Annotated in this window: 15 protein-coding genes; 3 read left to right on the forward strand and 12 right to left on the reverse strand. The window is 47.8% G+C overall.

The window, feature by feature from the left end:
* Positions 1-5 precede the first annotated feature (5 nt).
* From nikE to FS628_RS19905, 10 genes are all read right to left on the reverse strand, one after another.
* Positions 6-806, reverse strand: coding sequence for a nickel import ATP-binding protein NikE (gene nikE / locus FS628_RS19860; RefSeq protein ID WP_145324771.1), 801 nt, complete (start codon positions 804-806; stop codon positions 6-8).
* 166 nt (positions 807-972) lie between these two features.
* Entirely contained in the window at positions 973-1,779 is an 807-nt protein-coding gene (gene nikD / locus FS628_RS19865) for a nickel import ATP-binding protein NikD (protein WP_145324772.1), read from the reverse strand.
* Between the two features lie 38 nt (positions 1,780-1,817).
* Positions 1,818-2,648 (reverse strand): nickel ABC transporter permease subunit NikC, encoded by an 831-nt coding sequence (gene nikC, locus FS628_RS19870; RefSeq protein ID WP_145324773.1) that lies wholly within the window; start codon positions 2,646-2,648, stop codon positions 1,818-1,820.
* Entirely contained in the window at positions 2,645-3,589 is a 945-nt protein-coding gene (nikB, locus tag FS628_RS19875) for a nickel ABC transporter permease subunit NikB (protein WP_145324774.1), read from the reverse strand. Before nikB ends, nikC begins: the two co-directional genes overlap by 4 nt.
* Before the next feature lie 56 nt (positions 3,590-3,645).
* Positions 3,646-5,280, reverse strand: a complete 1,635-nt coding sequence (gene nikA / locus FS628_RS19880; RefSeq protein WP_145324775.1) for a nickel ABC transporter substrate-binding protein — start codon at positions 5,278-5,280, stop codon at positions 3,646-3,648.
* Positions 5,281-5,575: 295 nt separating this feature from the next.
* The gene (locus FS628_RS19885) at positions 5,576-6,517 is read right to left on the reverse strand and encodes a glycoside hydrolase family 113 (RefSeq protein WP_145324776.1); all 942 of its coding nucleotides are present in this window, start codon (positions 6,515-6,517) and stop codon (positions 5,576-5,578) included.
* A 146-nt stretch (positions 6,518-6,663) separates the two neighbouring features.
* Positions 6,664-7,701 (reverse strand): glycoside hydrolase family 130 protein, encoded by a 1,038-nt coding sequence (locus FS628_RS19890; RefSeq protein WP_186327888.1) that lies wholly within the window; start codon positions 7,699-7,701, stop codon positions 6,664-6,666.
* A gap of 267 nt (positions 7,702-7,968) precedes the next feature.
* A complete protein-coding gene (locus tag FS628_RS19895) occupies positions 7,969-8,808 on the reverse strand; it encodes a carbohydrate ABC transporter permease (protein ID WP_145324778.1) in 840 nt (279 codons plus the stop codon).
* Positions 8,805-9,692 carry a carbohydrate ABC transporter permease gene (locus tag FS628_RS19900; protein WP_017691677.1) on the reverse strand — a complete coding sequence of 296 codons (888 nt, stop codon included), beginning with the start codon at positions 9,690-9,692 and terminating at the stop codon, positions 8,805-8,807. The genes FS628_RS19895 and FS628_RS19900 overlap by 4 nt, the downstream gene beginning before the upstream one ends.
* 190 nt (positions 9,693-9,882) lie before the next feature.
* On the reverse strand, positions 9,883-11,196 hold the full coding sequence (locus tag FS628_RS19905; protein WP_145324779.1) for an ABC transporter substrate-binding protein: 1,314 nt from the start codon (positions 11,194-11,196) through the stop codon (positions 9,883-9,885).
* A 224-nt stretch (positions 11,197-11,420) separates the two neighbouring features.
* Here FS628_RS19905 and FS628_RS19910 point away from each other — a divergent pair, with 224 nt between their 5' ends.
* From FS628_RS19910 to FS628_RS19920, 3 genes are all read left to right on the forward strand, one after another.
* Positions 11,421-12,611 carry an AGE family epimerase/isomerase gene (locus FS628_RS19910; protein ID WP_145324780.1) on the forward strand — a complete coding sequence of 397 codons (1,191 nt, stop codon included), beginning with the start codon at positions 11,421-11,423 and terminating at the stop codon, positions 12,609-12,611.
* The gene (locus FS628_RS19915; protein ID WP_145324781.1) at positions 12,608-13,792 is read left to right on the forward strand and encodes a glycoside hydrolase family 130 protein; all 1,185 of its coding nucleotides are present in this window, start codon (positions 12,608-12,610) and stop codon (positions 13,790-13,792) included. The genes FS628_RS19910 and FS628_RS19915 overlap by 4 nt, the downstream gene beginning before the upstream one ends.
* A 139-nt stretch (positions 13,793-13,931) precedes the next feature.
* Positions 13,932-15,008 (forward strand): substrate-binding domain-containing protein, encoded by a 1,077-nt coding sequence (locus FS628_RS19920; RefSeq protein WP_145324782.1) that lies wholly within the window; start codon positions 13,932-13,934, stop codon positions 15,006-15,008.
* 75 nt (positions 15,009-15,083) lie between these two features.
* Here FS628_RS19920 and FS628_RS19925 read toward each other — a convergent pair whose 3' ends face one another.
* Positions 15,084-15,572, reverse strand: a complete 489-nt coding sequence (locus tag FS628_RS19925) for a hypothetical protein (RefSeq protein ID WP_145324783.1) — start codon at positions 15,570-15,572, stop codon at positions 15,084-15,086.
* A 692-nt stretch (positions 15,573-16,264) separates the two neighbouring features.
* Entirely contained in the window at positions 16,265-17,692 is a 1,428-nt protein-coding gene (locus tag FS628_RS19930; protein ID WP_145324784.1) for a pectate lyase family protein, read from the reverse strand.
* Positions 17,693-17,708: the final 16 nt, after the last annotated feature.

Raw genomic sequence — 17,708 nt, forward strand, 5'->3', positions numbered from 1 at the left:
GTTATTTACCCAAACGAAATACGACCCGATGGATGCTCAGGCAAAATAGATGTAACCAGCTGCTGCACAGCCGGGTGATCCGACTGCATCACCGAATCCCCCGCATCACCGCTATAGACAATCCTGCCCTGATCCATTACCGCAATGCGGTCACAGATCGTCATGGCGGCCCGAATATCATGCGTGATAAAAAGGTACGACAACCCGTACGACGCTCTGAGCTCCGCCAGCAAGGATAGGATTTGTGTCTGGTGCACCATATCCAGGCTGCTGATCGACTCGTCCAGTACGATTAACTTCGGCTTGAGCGCAATGGCTCGTGCGATGTTGACTCGCTGTAATTGCCCACCGCTGAACTGGTGCGGAAGCTTGCTCCCATCCTCAGGTGTAAGTCCAACCTGCTCAAGCAGTTGTCCAACCACACGAAGTTGTTCTTTTGCCGACAAACGCTCGTAATTATCCAGCGGCTCCCCAATGATCTGCGCGGCAGTCATAAGCGGATTCACAGCCGAATAACAGTCCTGGAACACGACCTGCAGATCACGTCGTAATCCCTTGAGCACTGGTTTGCTGGATCGATAGATATCCTGACCCTGAAACAAAACCTTACCCTGGCTGGGCTTCTCCAGCCCAAGTATGATTTTCCCCAAGGTACTTTTACCTGCTCCGCTGGTACCCAACAGTCCCAGACAAACACCCTTTTCAATCGTAAGTGAAATGTCTGCCAGCACAGGAGGACGCGCTCCCGAACGATCCAGCCAATTGCGTTTGCTATAGCTATGGCTTACTTCACGTACCTGAAGCATCAGGTCATCCTCCTCTCTTGTACTTGGCAGAAGCAATCTCCGAAGAAGACGAAATTACACATCATCATGTCCATCCCACCCCTGCGCTACCCGCTTCAAACAGAGCTCACACCAGTTCTACACTTACATTCACTAACGATTCCACTCTTTATTAGTCGCTAACTTCCTATCGTCCCAAAAACATACTGGGCCTGGCATTTAACAACATCCGTGTATATTCATGCTGCGGGTGATCAAACAGTTGATACACATCCGCCTGCTCTACAATTCGTCCCTTCTGCATAACCGCGACTTCATCCGCCATTTGCGAGATCACGCCCAGATCGTGGGAGATGAGCAAGATGGATGTGCCATACTTCGTACGTAGCCGATCCAATTCCTGAAGCACCTTCAACTGATTCACGACATCCAGCGCCGTCGTTGGTTCATCAGCAATAACCAAGGCCGGTCGCAGGCACATCGATATGGCGATCATCACCCGCTGCAACATGCCCCCACTCAGTTGGAATGGATATCGCTTCATCAGTTTGGCCGGCTCGGGCAGGTTCATATCTGCCAAGGCAGCAATAGCCCGCTCTCGGGCCGCTGCTTTGGATATTCCCGAATGCGTACGCAAAGTTTCAATGAATTGAGATCCGATCGTATATACGGGTGTAAAAGCATTCATCGGGTTCTGCATAATAAATCCGATGTCCTTGCCCCGGATGCGTCGCATCTCCTCACCTGACAACGAGCCAAGCTCACGTCCATTCAGACGTATGCTGCCCGACACTTCCATCCTGCGCGGATCAAGCAGATGGAGCAGCGCATTACACGTAACGGTCTTGCCGCTACCACTCTCGCCAACCAAGCCGAAGACACGACCTTTTTTTAATTCAAGATCAATGGGCTCCAGTAACGGGACTGAACCCTCCGCTGTTCTAAGATTCACTTGCAGACCACGAACTTCGAGTACTTTCGCTGCATCATCCATCGTTACATTCACCTCCATATGCTTTCGATTCCGAACCACTACCTTTTTGCAATGCCATAACGCTCGGATAACGCTTCTCCCAAAATGTTGAACGTAATGACCACCAGCAGAATCAATGCACCCGGGTAGATCATTAACTCCGGATGACTGCGAATATAACCCGTTCCTTCATGAATCATGGCGCCCCATTCTGCATTCGGCGGTTGAATACCGAGTCCGAGGAAGGACAACGCAGATATATCCATAATCGCCCAGCCCATCTCCAGCGTGCCCATCACAACAATGGGACGCTGCACGTTGGGAATGATATGTCTGCGGATAATCGTCCACGAAGAGGAGCCGCTAATCCGCGCCGCTGCGATGAAGTTCCGTTCCTTCAGACTAACGACCATATTCCGGCAGATACGTGCATAATACACCCACTGTACCATCATGAGGGCCAGAAGCACCTGCATCAGACCTGGACCAAAGATCCCCACAATACCCAGCACAAGCACCAGATTCGGAAACGCCATAATGCCTTCACACAAGCGCATCAGCAGACTGTCCACCCAGCCACCAAGGTAACCGGAGATCGAACCCATAATGACACCTATGAGCAAAGAAGACAGAAAGATCAGGGTAGCAAATCCGAGCGACACCCGCGCGCCATACATCAGCCTGGTGAGATTGTCGCGTCCCAGATGATCCGTTCCAAGCCAATGCTCAAGCGATGGACTCGCCAGCTTCTGTAACAGATTCACCTTCACAGGGTCATGAGGAGTAATCCATGGGGCTAATAACGCTACCATGAAGAAAAGCAATATGATTACCGAGCATATCTGGATGGCTCTCTGTCCTTTACATACCGCACGCCATTTGTTTATCAATGTTCTGCCCGTCCTTTCGCTGAAATCCGTGGGTCCATAACGAGCTGCACCAGATCAACGAGCAGATTGCATACGATGAACAGGCATGCCGCAAGAAAGACATAACATTGTATTACGGGGATATCCCGATTAAATATTGCATCGACAAAGTATCGTCCGAACCCAGGCCAGGAAAACACTTGCTCCACAATAATGGTGCCTGTGAGCAGCTTGCCCATACTCATCCCCATCCCCGTAATGAGGGGCGATATGGCGATTTTCAGGACATGTTTCAGCATAATGACTCGTTCGCGAATCCCGCGTGTTCTCGCGTACTGTACATATGTCTCCTGCAATTGCTCCAGTACACTGGAACGCAACAATCGGGTGTAGACCGCAATAAGAATCAAGGAGAGTGTAATCGTAGGCAGAACCAGATTCTCCCACGATCCACGCCCCTCCACAGGCAGCCAGTCCAGCTTCACTGAGAAAAAGAAGATCAGCAGGTAACCGAGCCAGAACTGCGGAATAGATGCTCCAAAATAGGAAATCGCACGGCTGACCATGTCAATCCAGCTATTCTTATACACCGCCGCCAGTATTCCCAAAGGAATACTCACCAAAGCCGATAACAATATACTCCAGAAGGCTAGTTCAGCCGTAGCGGGAAGCCTTAATTTCACTTCATCCCATACAGGTTTATTGGTGAGATATGAGGTGCCGAAGTCGAGCTTGGCAATCTTCTGAATCGTATGCACATATTGGGTTAACATAGGCTGATCCAGACCGAACTCATGCCGCTTTTGCGCAAGCAGCTCCGGTGTTGGATAGATATGAGCGGCTGTCAGATAAGCCTCGGCCGGATCAACCGGCGATATATGAATAAGCGCAAAGGTCACAAGTGTAGCGATAAAAACGATAGGAATGATCGCGATCATTCGTTTACCAATATAACCGATCACCAAACGTTCCTCCCTTTTATCAAGCTACATGACCTTACCACTCTCAAAGTCATTACTTAATAATTTCCCAATTCAATGCCCACAAACGGATTTTCATCACGGTTCGCCGGGAAAATAAAGTTGGAGATTTTCTTCTGATATACAGCCGTTTTCTTAATATAAGAGATCGGTACGATCGCCGATTGCTCCTGAAGTGTTTTCAGGATGGAGCCATATAGCTCTTGGCGTTTCGTCTCGTCTGTGGATGACAGGGCTGCATGTACTTGATCGTCCAGTTCCTTTTTCATCGGCAACGCACTCAAGGTCTCGGAAATCCCGAATCCAGGGCTTGCTACAACATTAATGAAGGAATGTGGATCATATGGCGCACCATAGTTGTACCAGAAATACAGGTCGAAATCATTGGCTTTCAAACGCTTGATCTGTACAGTCAGTTCCAGTCCAGTGAGGTTCACCTTAACCCCAAGCTCGCTCCATTCCGCCTGAATGGTCTCAGCCATTGCTTTCTGAATCGGGTCCGTCTTGTCAAAAATCATCTCAAAATCAAGCTGCTGACCGTCTTTCTCACGAACCGTGCCACCTGCAGGCAGCTTCCAGCCCGCTTCATCCAGTAAAGCTTTGGATTTCTCCACGTCATACGTGATCGGTTCCAAGTCTACATTAGTGTACGGATAGTTTTTGGACAATACGGTATCGGCTGGTTCTTCCAAACCGGAAGTGACGCCTTCCACCATCGCCTTTTTGTTGAATCCTTGCTGGAGCGCCATCCGTACTCTGACATCGGACATCTTCGGATTGGAAGAGTTCAGCAACAGACTGCGAGTTCCCACAGGATCAGACAATTGGGTTACATACTCATCGTTGTCACGAAGTTGTTGGAATGCATCCAGGCTGATCACACCTTCACCGTAGATCAGGTCGAGATCACCTTTTTCAAAAGCAAGGACACGGGTCTCCCCATCAGGAATGATCTTAACCGTAATCTGATCTACTTTCGGTGCTGTTCCCCAATAATTCGGGTTACGCTTGAAGACGGCATATTCGTCCTGCTTGTATTCAGCCAGCATCCACGGGCCCGTTCCAACCGGCTCTTTGATGCCTTGGGAAGTATCTCCGTCATCCGGGAATCCAGCTTCACCCAGGAAGCGGAAAGGACGAACTACAGATAAATCCTGCAAGACCGGATAATACGGCTCTGTGAGTGTCAACCGGAAAGTCTGATCGTCCACAACCTCCGTCTTGTCGAGCACGCCTACAATGCCCAGCCAGCTATGTGTATCTTTATTTTTCATAACAGCATCAAAATTCTTTTTCACAATCTCAGCATTAAATGGCGTACCATCTGAGAATTTCACACCTTGGCGAAGCTTGAATGTATATACTTTGCCGTCATCGGAGATGGTCCATGATTCTGCCAGGGCAGGTTCCAGTTTTCCGTCCTTCTGGTAACTGATCAGCGGCTCATAGAGCATGGATTGAGCAAATAATTGCGAAGGATTATACGTATGCGGATTCATTGTACCGATATCACGTGGCCATGACATCGTAATCGACTTCGTAGAAGTTTGATCCGAAGCAGCAGATGAGGATTGATCTGCACTTCCTGTATTGCTGCAGCCCACGATAACCAATAGCAACAAGAGCATAGTTGCCAATGTGAGAGCCGAAGATTTGCGATGTTGTACAGACATGGATGTTGAACCCCTTTTCTCTATTTCATGATAATGATTATCATATTCATCCATTAAGAATAGGCAGGAGCCCTCCTTTTGTCAACAAAATTCGACATGGTATGTGTTGTTACTAAAATAGCCAAAAAACCTTTCCTGTGGGAGGAAAGGCTTCTTGATCTGAAAATGAATTACAACTGGAAAAATAAGCTCCACCATAAACTGCTATTCCTTGCTCACAGCATGGAAATCACGAAAGTACATATGCAGATATATCACTGAGATTCATCTTCACATATACCTTCTTGTTTCTCGTTTACATTTCTACAGTGATGCCTTCATAGAACCGACGAATAACCTTCTCCGCGGGCTTACCATACACCCCATATCCGTCATCGGTCAGCGCATCCTTCTCCGCGTGCAGATGTGCACTCCAATCCCACAGACCGAATCCGCGAACCCAGTCACGCTGACTGACATGCCGGAACATCGCCTCATAGAAACGCTCCTGTTCCTCCGCGCTTACTTCGCCTTCCAGCCCCCAATCGTTTGGAACCTGGGCCGATCCACTGCGGCTGGGACAGCCTGCTTCCGCGAAGAAAAAGGGTTTGCCATAGGGAGCAATCGCCTGCTCAATTCGATCCAGCTGTGCCTCCCAATCTCCGATGGGGTAATACCCACTGGAAGAGATCACGTCCACAGCATCCCACCACTTCACATGGCCTTCCTGATACTTGTCTGTGTTGTATGACACCAGCCCAGTATACACTTCACGCACACCGGCGATCACCTCGCGCCACTCTTGATCCCGACGCTCGGATTGCACCATCTCACAACCTACAATGAACATCTCACACTTTTCCTGCTCTGCAATCGCTGCATAATGCTTCTGAAATGCCGTGTAGCTGCGGAACCAATCCTTCCACTTCGGCTCACACGGCACATCGATATCAAAAAAGTTAATATGTGCACGCCATGTGCCATCGGTGCAGTTGACGGTTGGTTTCAGAATGACACGCAGCCCGAGTGTACGGGCATATCGCATCATGTCGACCAGTTCATCATCCTCGATCAGATGTTCACCCCGATACTTGACCTCTACCGCCTGCGGATGATCCTGATGTGCCGCCAGTGCAAAAATAACATGTGAACTGCCTGTACGTTCGGCCATCAGGCGCAAGGATTCTTTGGCCTTCGGCTTGCGGAAGTCACCCTTGCCACTCATCCAGCCAAATGTAAATCCCTTAATATAATCCATATGCATTGCTCCCCAGTGTTCCTGTTCACTTAATGTAAATTCAATGACCGAATATATACACTTCCACTACGATTGCAGGACCATCTTCCGATCGCCGTTATGCGACCACTTCGATTCTTCAGATTGGTTCTGCAATTTCACTTCAATTACAGCTTGCCCTCTTCATGGTCTCCGGCGATGACTTCGTCCGTCTCGATCACATAGTTCACGATCTCTTCGATGGTGGTGTAAGCCACGCCAACATATGTGTCGGCAGCGCCGTAATAGATAGCGATATGCCCAGTTTCTGCATCATGCAACGTTGCGCATGGGAAGATGACGTTATCAACGAAGCCTTGCTCCTCGTACCATTTTTCCGGTGTCAGCACGAAGTTGGAGGAGCGATATTTCACTTTGGATGGTTCATCCAGATCCAGAATAACCGCACCCATGCTATATACCAATCCGTTACAGGTCCCAGTGACGCCGTGGTAGAACATCAGCCAGCCTTCGGACGTTTCGATCGGAGCAGGACCGCCACCAATTTTGACCGATTGCCACCAGCCCTGACCGCCTTTGCTCATCACATGACGGTGCTTGCCCCAGTACACAAGATCCGGGCTTTCGCTCAGGAAAATGTCTCCGAATGGGGTATGTCCACTGTCACTTGGTCTGGACAACATCACATAGTTATCCTTGATTTTGCGCGGGAACAATACGCCATTACGGTTGAATGGCAGCATTGGATTTTCGAGGCGGACAAACGTTTTGAAGTCATCTGTTTTGGCCAGGCCCAGTGCTGCGCCGTAGAAGTCTGTACACCAGATGATGTAATACGTATCCTCGACTTTGACCAAACGTGGATCGTACGCATAATTCGGCATAAACGGATCGCCATTCTCATCTACAAATGCAATGCGCTCTTCCTCAATCGTCCACTCCAAACCGTCCTTACTCGCTCCCATGTGAAGGTGCGGACGGCCATTAACGGTTTCAGCACGGAATACCCCAATGAATTTCCCTTCATACGGTACAACGGCACTGTTAAAAATGCGGGCAACGCCTTTGACCGGATTACGCGGAACCACTGGATTCGCCGAGTGTCTCCATACCGGGCCTTCCGTTCCCTCCGGTTTGTTCTCCCACGGCATATTCGGCAAAGCGTCCCCAACAATGTGTACGTTTTTCGTTTCGGCAACTGACATTTTCATTTCTCCCTTCGGTTAGGCTTTATGAAATGAATACTAAAATTACACTAGACCACTTTGATGACAGAACAACCTTCCGATCGCCGTTATCCCCAGATTTTTTTGATACCCTTATGAAAGGGGGAAATCCGGGGATAGCGTATGCTTACGGAGCGAGCTTTCTTTCAGAAAGCTTTTAGCGCCCCCTCCGTTTCCCCAGCTTTTTTCTGTCCTCTTCGTTTCTGTGTATTCTCATATGCATTTCATATAGCCTTTCGTGTTTTTTTATTTAACGGAGCCTTGCGCGAAGCCGTTGTAGATGTACTTCTGTAGTAGCAGGAAGATGATCATCGTTGGAATAATGGCGATCATGATGCCGGCGCTGATCACTTCCCACTGCGATCCGAACGGTCCCTTGAATTTGAACAAGGCGGTGGATATGACCTGTAGATCGGTCTTCGGCATGTACAGGAACGGTGTGTAGAAATCGTTATAGATGTTCACACCCTTCACGATAATGACCGTTACAATGGCCGGCTTCAGCAGTGGTAGAATGATTTTCCAGTAGATCGTGAAGTACGAAGCGCCATCCAGCATGGCGGATTCATCCAGTGCACTTGAGATGGAACCCAGGAACTGCAGGAAAATATAAACCGCGATGATATCTGTACCCAGGTACATTACAATGGCTGCCCAGCGCGTGTTGAACAGGTCGAGGGCGTTGATGATCTGGAATGTGGCAACCTGCGTCGTAACACTTGGAATCAGGGTAGCGAGCAGGAATGCAGCGACCATGATTTTCTTGCCTTTGAATTTGAAACGATCCAGCACATACGCGATCATGGAACCCGTTAAGGTTGCACCTATAATGGAGATGATCAGGATAATAATCGTATTTTTGAATCCGACCAGCATGTTGCCATCCACAAAAGCCTTCGTATAATTCGCAAAGTTCAGCCAGTTGGCTGGCGGGGCAAGCGGGCTGCTGGTAGCGTATTCTGCATTGGTTTTGAGAGATGCAAACAGGATGACCACGATGGGTAACAGCGCGATAAACGCCGCAAGAACCAGGGAAGCATATTTAACCACGCTCGCAAGGGTGTATTTGAATTGGTTCACGTTCATTCCTCCCCTTTCATGGTGACGCGCTGAACGAGCGTAACGAGAATAACGATCAAGAGCAGCACCACAGCCATGGCGGATGCCAGTCCCAGCTTGCCATATTTAAACGCCAAATGAACCGTCTGGATTACAAATGTCATACTGCCGTTGGAACCATCGGTCATGATATATGGAATATCGAACGCACTAATTGCGCCGCTAATCGCCAAGATCAGGTTGAGCTGCAGGATGCGTGTAATGCTTGGCAGGATGATGTGGCGGAATTGCTGCCAGCGATTGGCACCATCAATATCGGATGCTTCATACACATCCTTCGGAATGGAGGAGATTGCACCCAGGAAAATGATAAAGTTGAAGCCCATGTATCTCCATACCGAGGCACCTGCGAGTGACACGTTAATAATATTCGGGTTACCGAGCCAGAGCTGCGTGTATTGTCCCAGCCCTACAGCATGCATGAGCATATCGAGTGTACCGTCCGGTTTGAAGAAAAAGAGGAAGATAAAACCGATGGCTACCCCATTCAGCAAATAAGGGAAGAACAGTATGCCTTTGAAGAAGTTTTTGCCTCGAACTTTGAAACTCAGAATCGTGGCAAAGTAAAGCGCCAAGCCCATCTGTAAGAACGTAGCCACGAAGTAGTACAAGCTGACAATAAATACTTTGAAATATTCGGGATCACTGAATATGCGCGTGTAGTTCTCAAAGCCAACATAATCGAACCTTTTACTGTATCCGTTCCAATCGGTGAAACTGTATTTGAACATGTTGATGACTGGTAAGTATGCAAACGTGAACAGCAACGCCAGCGGAATAATTGAGAAGGCACAGATGATAAATATGCGTTGCGCTGAGTAGCCCCAATTCGAAAGTTTTAAGTACTTCATGCTCTCCACACCTCCAAGCGGTTCTCCCGCCTATATATCGAAAGACTCCCGTCCAATGGAATTCTGGCGGAACAACTGCCGAGGAAGAGCATCTGGCATCATGCTTCCGAGTACCAGATGCTCCGTTTATACATGGACTTACATGCCCTCCGCAGTCCGTTTACCGCCAGATTCACTTAGGTCATTCTCGTTATTTCGTGAGTTCCGCTCTTGCTTTTACCCACTTGTCGTTCAGATCTTTCATGATGTCGTCATACGATTCCTTGCGGTTCCCAATACCTGCTTCGATAATGCGTTTCTTGAAGTCAGGCTGCCAGAGACCGATTTCACCTTCGTTATCAATCTTGTCGACCAGACCTTCCTGACCTTCTTTGGCAGGTGTAAGCGTGGCGAATTTCACATCTTTATATTGATCCAAAATCGGTGGCAATTCAGCATTCTTGTCTGCATCCATACCGCCGCCCTGTTCAACTGCGTAGTTCGATTTCGCCAGGAACCAGTCAATCCAGGCTTTGGCAGCAGGTTTGTTCTCACTGTTCACGTTCATGCCGATGTTATAGTCGGCGGAGAGCGGAACCACAACCTCACTTGCATTGGTTGGGAAAGGTAAGAATCCGATGTCGTCCGGAGTATCCGTCATCCCTTGGATCTGTGTGATCGCCCAAGAGCCCAGTGCCATCGTAGCAATTTTGCCTTTGGCGAGATCCGCTTTGGAGCTTTCCCAGTCGGTTGTCGTTGGATCTTTCTCGATTAGACCGTTCTTGGCTGCATCATAGAGCACCTTATATAGTTCGTAGTGCGGCTGACCAGGCACAAAGTTCTCATCTGTGTTCGGTTGGTCCACGTTAACGTAATCCACACTGCCTGCAACTGTTGGCAGATCCGATTCCCATTGGGTGAGAGCCCAACCAGATGCATAGTTGGTGTAAAGCGGAACCGCATCTGTATTGTCTTTGACCAGTTGAAGCGCAGCCTGGAATTGCTCCGGTGTTTTTGGAACTTCCATAATGCCTGCGTCTTTGAAGACCTGTTTGTTATAAATGATTCCGGAGAACGTAATCACGGTAGGGATACCGTAGACCTGACCATCCACCATGCGTTCTTCAATGGCGGTGTATTTGTCTTTCAATTCATCGTACGTGCCGAGCGGCTCGAAAAAGTCCGGGATATCTGCGATCGGAACACTGGTCGGAATCATCAGTACATCACCATAATCCTTGGTGCTCATACGGATTTTCACTTGTCCTTCGTAGTCGGCCAGCGCCTGAAAGTTTACTTTTACATCGGGGTATTCCTTGTTGAATTCTGCCGCATAGTCTTTGAACACGGTATCCACAATATCTGTCCGTTGCGTCAGAACGGTTATTTCACCTTTGATATCTGCCGGATCTGTACTGATCTCCTCCCCTGCCTGCGAAGATCCACCTCCGGATGAACATGCAGCAAGTAGCGAAGTGATGAGCAGCATCGTCAGCAACATCATCCAACCTTTGTTTTTTCTCAATTGTTTCGACCCCTTTCTTAAATTCGTTAAGTTATCGTTAAGGTTACAAAATGAATTCTAGTATGGTAACGCTTACCTGTCAATTCATTTATTTATAACCTAACAAGAAAAATTGCGAGGTAATTCGTTGACATCTGTTTTTCTGAGCACTAATATTGATAAATAAAGTTACCGTTAACTTAACTAATTGAGATTGATGTAACATTCTGAAGGAGTGCTCACTTATGAATACCAAAACAACCCAACTCCAATCTGAGATGAAGGAACATTGGGAGAAGCAGATTCTACCCTTCTGGTCCAACCTTCAAGATACAACCCACGGTGGATTCTACGGTTGGGTCGGCAATGATCTTCAGGTTAATCAACAGGCACCCAAAGGCGGGATCGCCACAGCACGGCAACTCTGGTCTTTTGCAGCAGCGTATCGGGTTACCGGAAACGAAAGATGGCGCGAGCACGCTGAACATGCATACCGTTTTCTCGCCGATCATGTGATGGATACCGAATATGGCGGCATGTACTGGATGGTAGATTACACAGGGGAAGCACTGGATACGAGCAAACATGTGTATACGCAATCATTCGGCGTGTATTCACTCAGTGAGTACTATCGTGCTACCGGGGATGCTTCTGCATTGGAACTTGCAAAAACGCTTTTTGCTCTAATCGAGGACAAAGGTCTGGATGCCGAACTACCTGCGTACAAGGAACAATTTGATCGCACATGGAAGGAACAGCCCAATGAAATGCTGAGCGAAAATGGGGTTATTGCGGATTACACAATGAATACGCATATCCATGTGCTGGAGGCCTACACCACGCTCTATCGAGTGTGGCCGGATCAACAAGTGAAGGCGGCGCTGGAACGCCTGCTCGGAATTTTGTATGAACGCGTGTATGACCAAGACACCAAGTTTCTCGGGGTATTTTTCAATAAACAGTGGGAATCCATCATCGATCTGCGCTCGTTCGGACATGACATTGAAGCCAGCTGGCTGATCGACGAAACGTTAAAAGTGCTGGGGCTGGAACAACATCCGCAGTATGCAGCGATGGTAACGGATATTGCCTATAACATCTCCAATGTAGCCGTGAATGCTGATGGTTCCCTGCTAAATGAACAAGAAGGTGACCATATCGATGAGAAGCGAATTTGGTGGGTTCAAGCCGAGGCGATGGTCGGTTTCTATAATGCATATCAGCGTACAGGTGATCCACTGTTTCTGGAGAGAGTGGAACGCCTGTGGAACTATACAAAAGAAAACATCATTGATCAGCGCGCTGGTGGGGAATGGTACTGGTCGGTTGATGGGAACGGCACACCGGATCAGAGCGAAATTGCCGGACCGTGGAAATGCCCGTATCACAATAGCAGATTCTGCATTGAACTAATCGAGAGGATGGGATCAGAATGATACACCCGAAATACAAGGAGTTACTGGAGAAACAGGAGCAGCTGCTTACTCGCCCCAATGAGATCAATCATTCCTTCTACAGCGGCATATATGATCGGTATCAATATCCGGTTATCACTCGCCACCACGTACCGCTGCATTGGAGATTCGATCTGAATGAGACGACCAACCCGCATTTCATGGAACGTCTGGGCATTAATGCGACGCTGAATCCGGGAGCCATCTATTTCAATGGCAAATACGTCATGGTTATTCGTACCGAAGGATTGGATCGCAAATCGATCTTTGCGCTCGCCGAGAGTGACAATGGCATCGACGGATTCCGCTTTACAGGTAAACCATTAGTCTGGGAAGATATTGATGCGGATGAAACCAATCAATATGATATGCGCCTTGTTCAGCATGAGGATGGCTGGATCTATGGCATCTATTGCTCGGAACGCAAAGACCCGGATACTCCTGCATTTGACACGTCCAGCGCAGTGGCACAGGCAGGATTGGTTCGGACACGAGATCTCACAAGCTGGGAACGGTTGCCCAACATCACAACGAATTCCCCTCAACAGCGCAATGTTGTATTGCACCCGGAATTCGTGGATGGAAAGTATGCCTTTTACACCCGTCCACAGGACGGATTCATCTCGACAGGCAGCGGCGGCGGAATTGCCTTCGGTCTGTGTGAAGATATATTGAACCCGATCATTCATGAAGAGACGATTATCGACGAACGGCAATATCATACAGTCTATGAGGTCAAAAATGGCCAGGGCCCTGCTCCGCTCAAAACGGATCGTGGCTGGATTCACATTGCTCACGGGGTTCGGAACACCGCGGCAGGCCTGCGTTATGTGTTATACACCTTCGCTACGGATCTGAATGATCCGGCGCGTATTATCGCCAAGCCGGGCGGCCACTTCATTGCCCCTTATGACGATGAGCGTGTAGGCGATGTATCCAATGTTATTTTCTGCAATGGTGCTGTGGTCAACGAAAATAATGAGGTCTTTATCTATTACGCATCCAGTGATACCCGCTGTCATGTGGCAACAACCACTCTGGAAAAACTAGTCGATTATACGTTCAATACACCGGCCGATCCATATCGTTCACTGGACTGTGCCAGCCAGCGGGGTCAGCTGATAGAACAGAATGAGAAGCTTTTACAGAAACAATTGACATAACATCGCTATAGCAACCTTTCATGCAAACCTGAAATATGCTGAAAATAGCGAAACAACAGTCAGAATTGCTTTATTCCAAGTTGGTAACGATGTATACTGATATGGATTGTTATTATGTATGGAGAAAGCGCTCATCATAATGACAGCACATTGTGCCTATACCGGCTTGAAGGAGGCGACCATACTGAAGAACAATATCACCATGCGGGATATCGCCGACAGGCTCGGGGTCAGCAGTGTGACCGTCTCGAAAGCATTGAATGATAAAGATGGCGTGAGTGGCGAATTAAAGGAAAAAATTAAAGTGCTTGCTGTTGAAATGGGCTATCGGTATAATGCTGCTGCCCGTTCCATGAAGGAAGGCTTAACCCATAATATTGGCGTAATTATCCCGGAGCGTTTTACCGGGCCGACGCAGTCGTTCTATGTACGCGTGTTCCAGCGCATCACCAAACATCTGGAGGAACAGGGCTACTACGGCATTCTGCACATTCTGAATGTGGAGGATGAGGAAGAATTAACGCTGCCCAAGCTGTACAGCGATAACAAGGTTGATGGTTTCATCGTGCTTGGACAGATCAGCAAAGAGTATATTGAATTGGTACGATCCATGGATGTTCCCAAGATGTTTCTCGACTTCTACGATGAACATTCGGATATCGATTCCGTCGTTACCGATAACTTCTACGCTGCCTATGAGCTGACAAACTATCTGGTTCAGCAGGGCCACCGTAACATTGCTTACGTGGGGAACCTGTATTCCACGAGCAGCATTCAGGACCGATTCCTCGGATATTACAAATCCTTGCTGGAACATCGGTTGCCGATGAATCCGGATCTGGTTCTGAATGATCGGGATGAACGGGGTACATTTATTGAGATTGATCTGCCCGAGCAGCTGCCAACCGCTTTTGTATGCAACTGTGATCAGGTCGCTCATCTGTTGGTTCAAAAACTGACTTCCATGGATATTCAGGTACCTGGCCAATGCTCCGTTGTTGGTTTTGATAATGATATCTATGCCATGCTCTCCGATCCCAAGCTGACAACCGTTGAAGTGGATGTGGAACAGATGGCGCGCACGGCAGTTCAGTCCATGCTCAAGAAGATCGACAACCCGAACCGCAGTTTCGGTCGTGTACACGTGAAAGGCAACATCATCTATCGTGAATCGGTAAGTGCTGCGTCTGTCTCATCAGATACCATGGATATCTGAATTAAAAAATGAAATAAACGAACACAGATGACTGGCCTATATCTTACTGGCCAGTCTTTTCTGATGCATCGGGGCTTAAGGACGGCGACGATCTGTTGAATCCATCAAAAATGTAGTCGTTCGCCAAATTGAGAGGATGAGGATCAGCTCATACACATTGGTTAAAGTTCCACTTTCCACTGGCAGGGAGATTAACTGCCCTACAAACAACAATGCAGTCCCAACAAACAGCCATACCCATTTATGTTTATAAAGAACGATCAGGCTAACAAATAAGAGTACAATCCCAACGATGATAACCATCATCGGCGGACCTCCATGACCTTCTGCCATATATCTCAGTACTCCATACTCTTTTATAACCGTGAGATTTTTAACCTCGGATATAGTAAAGCCTACAATCTGGTAGAAAACCAGACCCAGTGTTATCAGCCATGCTGCCACATTCGTTATACTGTTATTTGCAAACTTGGCACCTGAGCTTCGCAAGATATGGTAGCTAACAAGAACAAGGGTAGGGGTAGCAAAGGCATGTAGCCAAAATCGAAGGCTACTGAGAACCATTAGCGGTTCCCCTTCACCTAGTATATTACCTAGAGCAATAATTCCATTATCATATGCTAAGCTGAACGCTACGAATAACTGAAAACTGGCATACGTCAGCCATTGCTTCCTCTGGGTCAAAGCGACGGTCATCCGAATAACAAGTATCAAATAAACAAGAGTAAGTGCGAAGTATATCCATACATCCAAGCTGCTTCACCATCCCTATATTCAGCCGTATTAGACAGAAACGGCTGTTTTAATTTTCAAAACTTGCGTGTTATTTCTTTATAAACTTAACAGGTGTATTGCTTATTATTCATTTCGACAATCTTCAAGAGCTGGATCGGTTCTCCAAATTTAACCCCCCCCTTTCTATGAGCCATTGCAAAAGTGTTATATTTTTCAACTCATATTCACTTGCTCGTTTTTGTATATTGGTAAATAAGTGGTCAATTCTAATAAATTATATTTACCGGTAAGTAAAATTACAAGGTGAATTTGTTAAAATGGATAATTTGTCATAAATTACTCACTGAGGTAATGAAGATGAATATCGATATACAACGCTCACGAAGCTGATTCATATAAAAAGAGCACTCCCGGCTATCGTAGCTGCAGGAGCACTCTTTTCTTTGTTTGAAGAATAAAAAAGCAACAGGTTTACTCGGATGTCTCCACGATTTGTTCTCAGACTTACATCACATCATCGCCTAATAACTTGTCTTCAACCAATTATCCTTGGACCAGGTCAATTTACCGGAACCTGCGCCATTGGATGCGGTGAGACGTGCATTCAGCGTGGATGGGTCATCCGTGGTGTAGGTATATGGAAGTGACGTGAAGCCGTTCCAGGAGAATGGTTTTACCACGGCCGGGATCGGCGCAAGCGGACTTCCGGATGTATCACTACTGCCACGGAATGAGCTTCCATCGAGGGAGTACATGGTATCGGTCACTCTGATTTTGCCAGTATAGTTGGCATCGGCGGGATCAGTCTGATTGTTGCGAACAGGATACAGAACATCCTTGATGACTGATTTCTCGACCAGTACAGCTCCGCTCTCTGTGGAGATTGCCCCATTGCCAATGATATCGAACTTATAACCTTTGGACGCAATCGCTGTCGACATCGCGGTGGTGATTTTGGCTTTGGCGGCACGTGCTCCGGTTGCATCCATCACAATATTATAAGCATGTGCGTTACCTCCGCGGAGACGTGGCATGCGGTCCTGAATATCCTTGTACAGGTTATGGTGCAGCATCATGGACAGATTGGCATTAGCCGATTCCAGACTGGTGGAACCGACCAGATGCCCTTTCTTCTGCGGTCCAGAGATGGCGATTATGTCTGCTTTGCTGAGACCTACCGCACTGCTGCGCAGGTAGTTGTACATGGGATAGGAAGCCTTGTTTGCTTCCAATTCATTGATCTGCTGAGTAACCCAGCTATTCGAGCTGCCGTCATCCCCTTTGAAAAGGGACCAGGAGATGGTCACGCCGCTGGTTCCTTTTTTCGAATCGACGAGTCCGTCATAGGCTTTATTGAATGTGCAGTGGTCAATCCATACGTTGCTGCTCTCTTCCAGGGTAATATAATCCCAATCGTTCTTGTCATAGTCGCCCTTGGTGGACTCATCCCATTCCCATAACTCATCGAATTCCAGGTTACGGATAATGACATCCGAGCTTCGTTTCACGCTGATCGCAACGTGTTTGATTTTGGAACCATTGGCGGAGAAAATCGTGAGTCCGTTGAAACCATCAATGGTGAGTTTGCTAACACCTGTCTGTTTCAATACCGGATGCGTCAACGCATCATTATGCTTGGCAAAAGGAGATGTCTTCGCTGCACTCGGAATTTCATTCCATCCCAGATTCAGATCGTTCATAATCTCGACGACTTTGACACCGGAGTTCTTTTTCAGAGCCAACGCCAGATCGGTCGCATTATACACTTTCTTATATGTGGATGTGTTCGTTTCACTGATGATCCCGCCACCTGCATTTCCTTGGGAGAAGCCTGTGAGATTGTAGTCTGCGTTGCCCGCTGCCTGCACACTTGCCGGTCCGGACAATAAAGTTAACCCCAACGTTAGAGCCAAGGCTGTGCTGCATAAACTTCGAAATTTGATTTTCATCGATTCCATTCCTCCC

It is taken from the genome of Paenibacillus xylanexedens (genome assembly GCF_007676705.1).
Lineage (GTDB): Bacteria > Bacillota > Bacilli > Paenibacillales > Paenibacillaceae > Paenibacillus > Paenibacillus xylanexedens_C.

What these genes read in the sequence shown, in the direction of transcription:
- FS628_RS19895 (WP_145324778.1), bottom strand. Translation starts at nt 8,808, where the DNA reads ATGAACGTGAACCAATTCAAATACACCCTTGCGAGCGTGGTTAAATAT.
- nikE (WP_145324771.1), bottom strand. Translation starts at nt 806, where the DNA reads ATGCTTCAGGTACGTGAAGTAAGCCATAGCTATAGCAAACGCAATTGG.
- FS628_RS19920 (WP_145324782.1), top strand. Translation starts at nt 13,932, where the DNA reads ATGACAGCACATTGTGCCTATACCGGCTTGAAGGAGGCGACCATACTG.
- FS628_RS19885 (WP_145324776.1), bottom strand. Translation starts at nt 6,517, where the DNA reads ATGGATTATATTAAGGGATTTACATTTGGCTGGATGAGTGGCAAGGGT.
- FS628_RS19890 (WP_186327888.1), bottom strand. Translation starts at nt 7,701, where the DNA reads ATGTCAGTTGCCGAAACGAAAAACGTACACATTGTTGGGGACGCTTTG.
- nikD (WP_145324772.1), bottom strand. Translation starts at nt 1,779, where the DNA reads ATGGATGATGCAGCGAAAGTACTCGAAGTTCGTGGTCTGCAAGTGAAT.
- FS628_RS19915 (WP_145324781.1), top strand. Translation starts at nt 12,608, where the DNA reads ATGATACACCCGAAATACAAGGAGTTACTGGAGAAACAGGAGCAGCTG.
- nikA (WP_145324775.1), bottom strand. Translation starts at nt 5,280, where the DNA reads ATGTCTGTACAACATCGCAAATCTTCGGCTCTCACATTGGCAACTATG.
- FS628_RS19925 (WP_145324783.1), bottom strand. Translation starts at nt 15,572, where the DNA reads ATGGTTCTCAGTAGCCTTCGATTTTGGCTACATGCCTTTGCTACCCCT.
- FS628_RS19910 (WP_145324780.1), top strand. Translation starts at nt 11,421, where the DNA reads ATGAATACCAAAACAACCCAACTCCAATCTGAGATGAAGGAACATTGG.
- FS628_RS19900 (WP_017691677.1), bottom strand. Translation starts at nt 9,692, where the DNA reads ATGAAGTACTTAAAACTTTCGAATTGGGGCTACTCAGCGCAACGCATA.
- FS628_RS19930 (WP_145324784.1), bottom strand. Translation starts at nt 17,692, where the DNA reads ATGAAAATCAAATTTCGAAGTTTATGCAGCACAGCCTTGGCTCTAACG.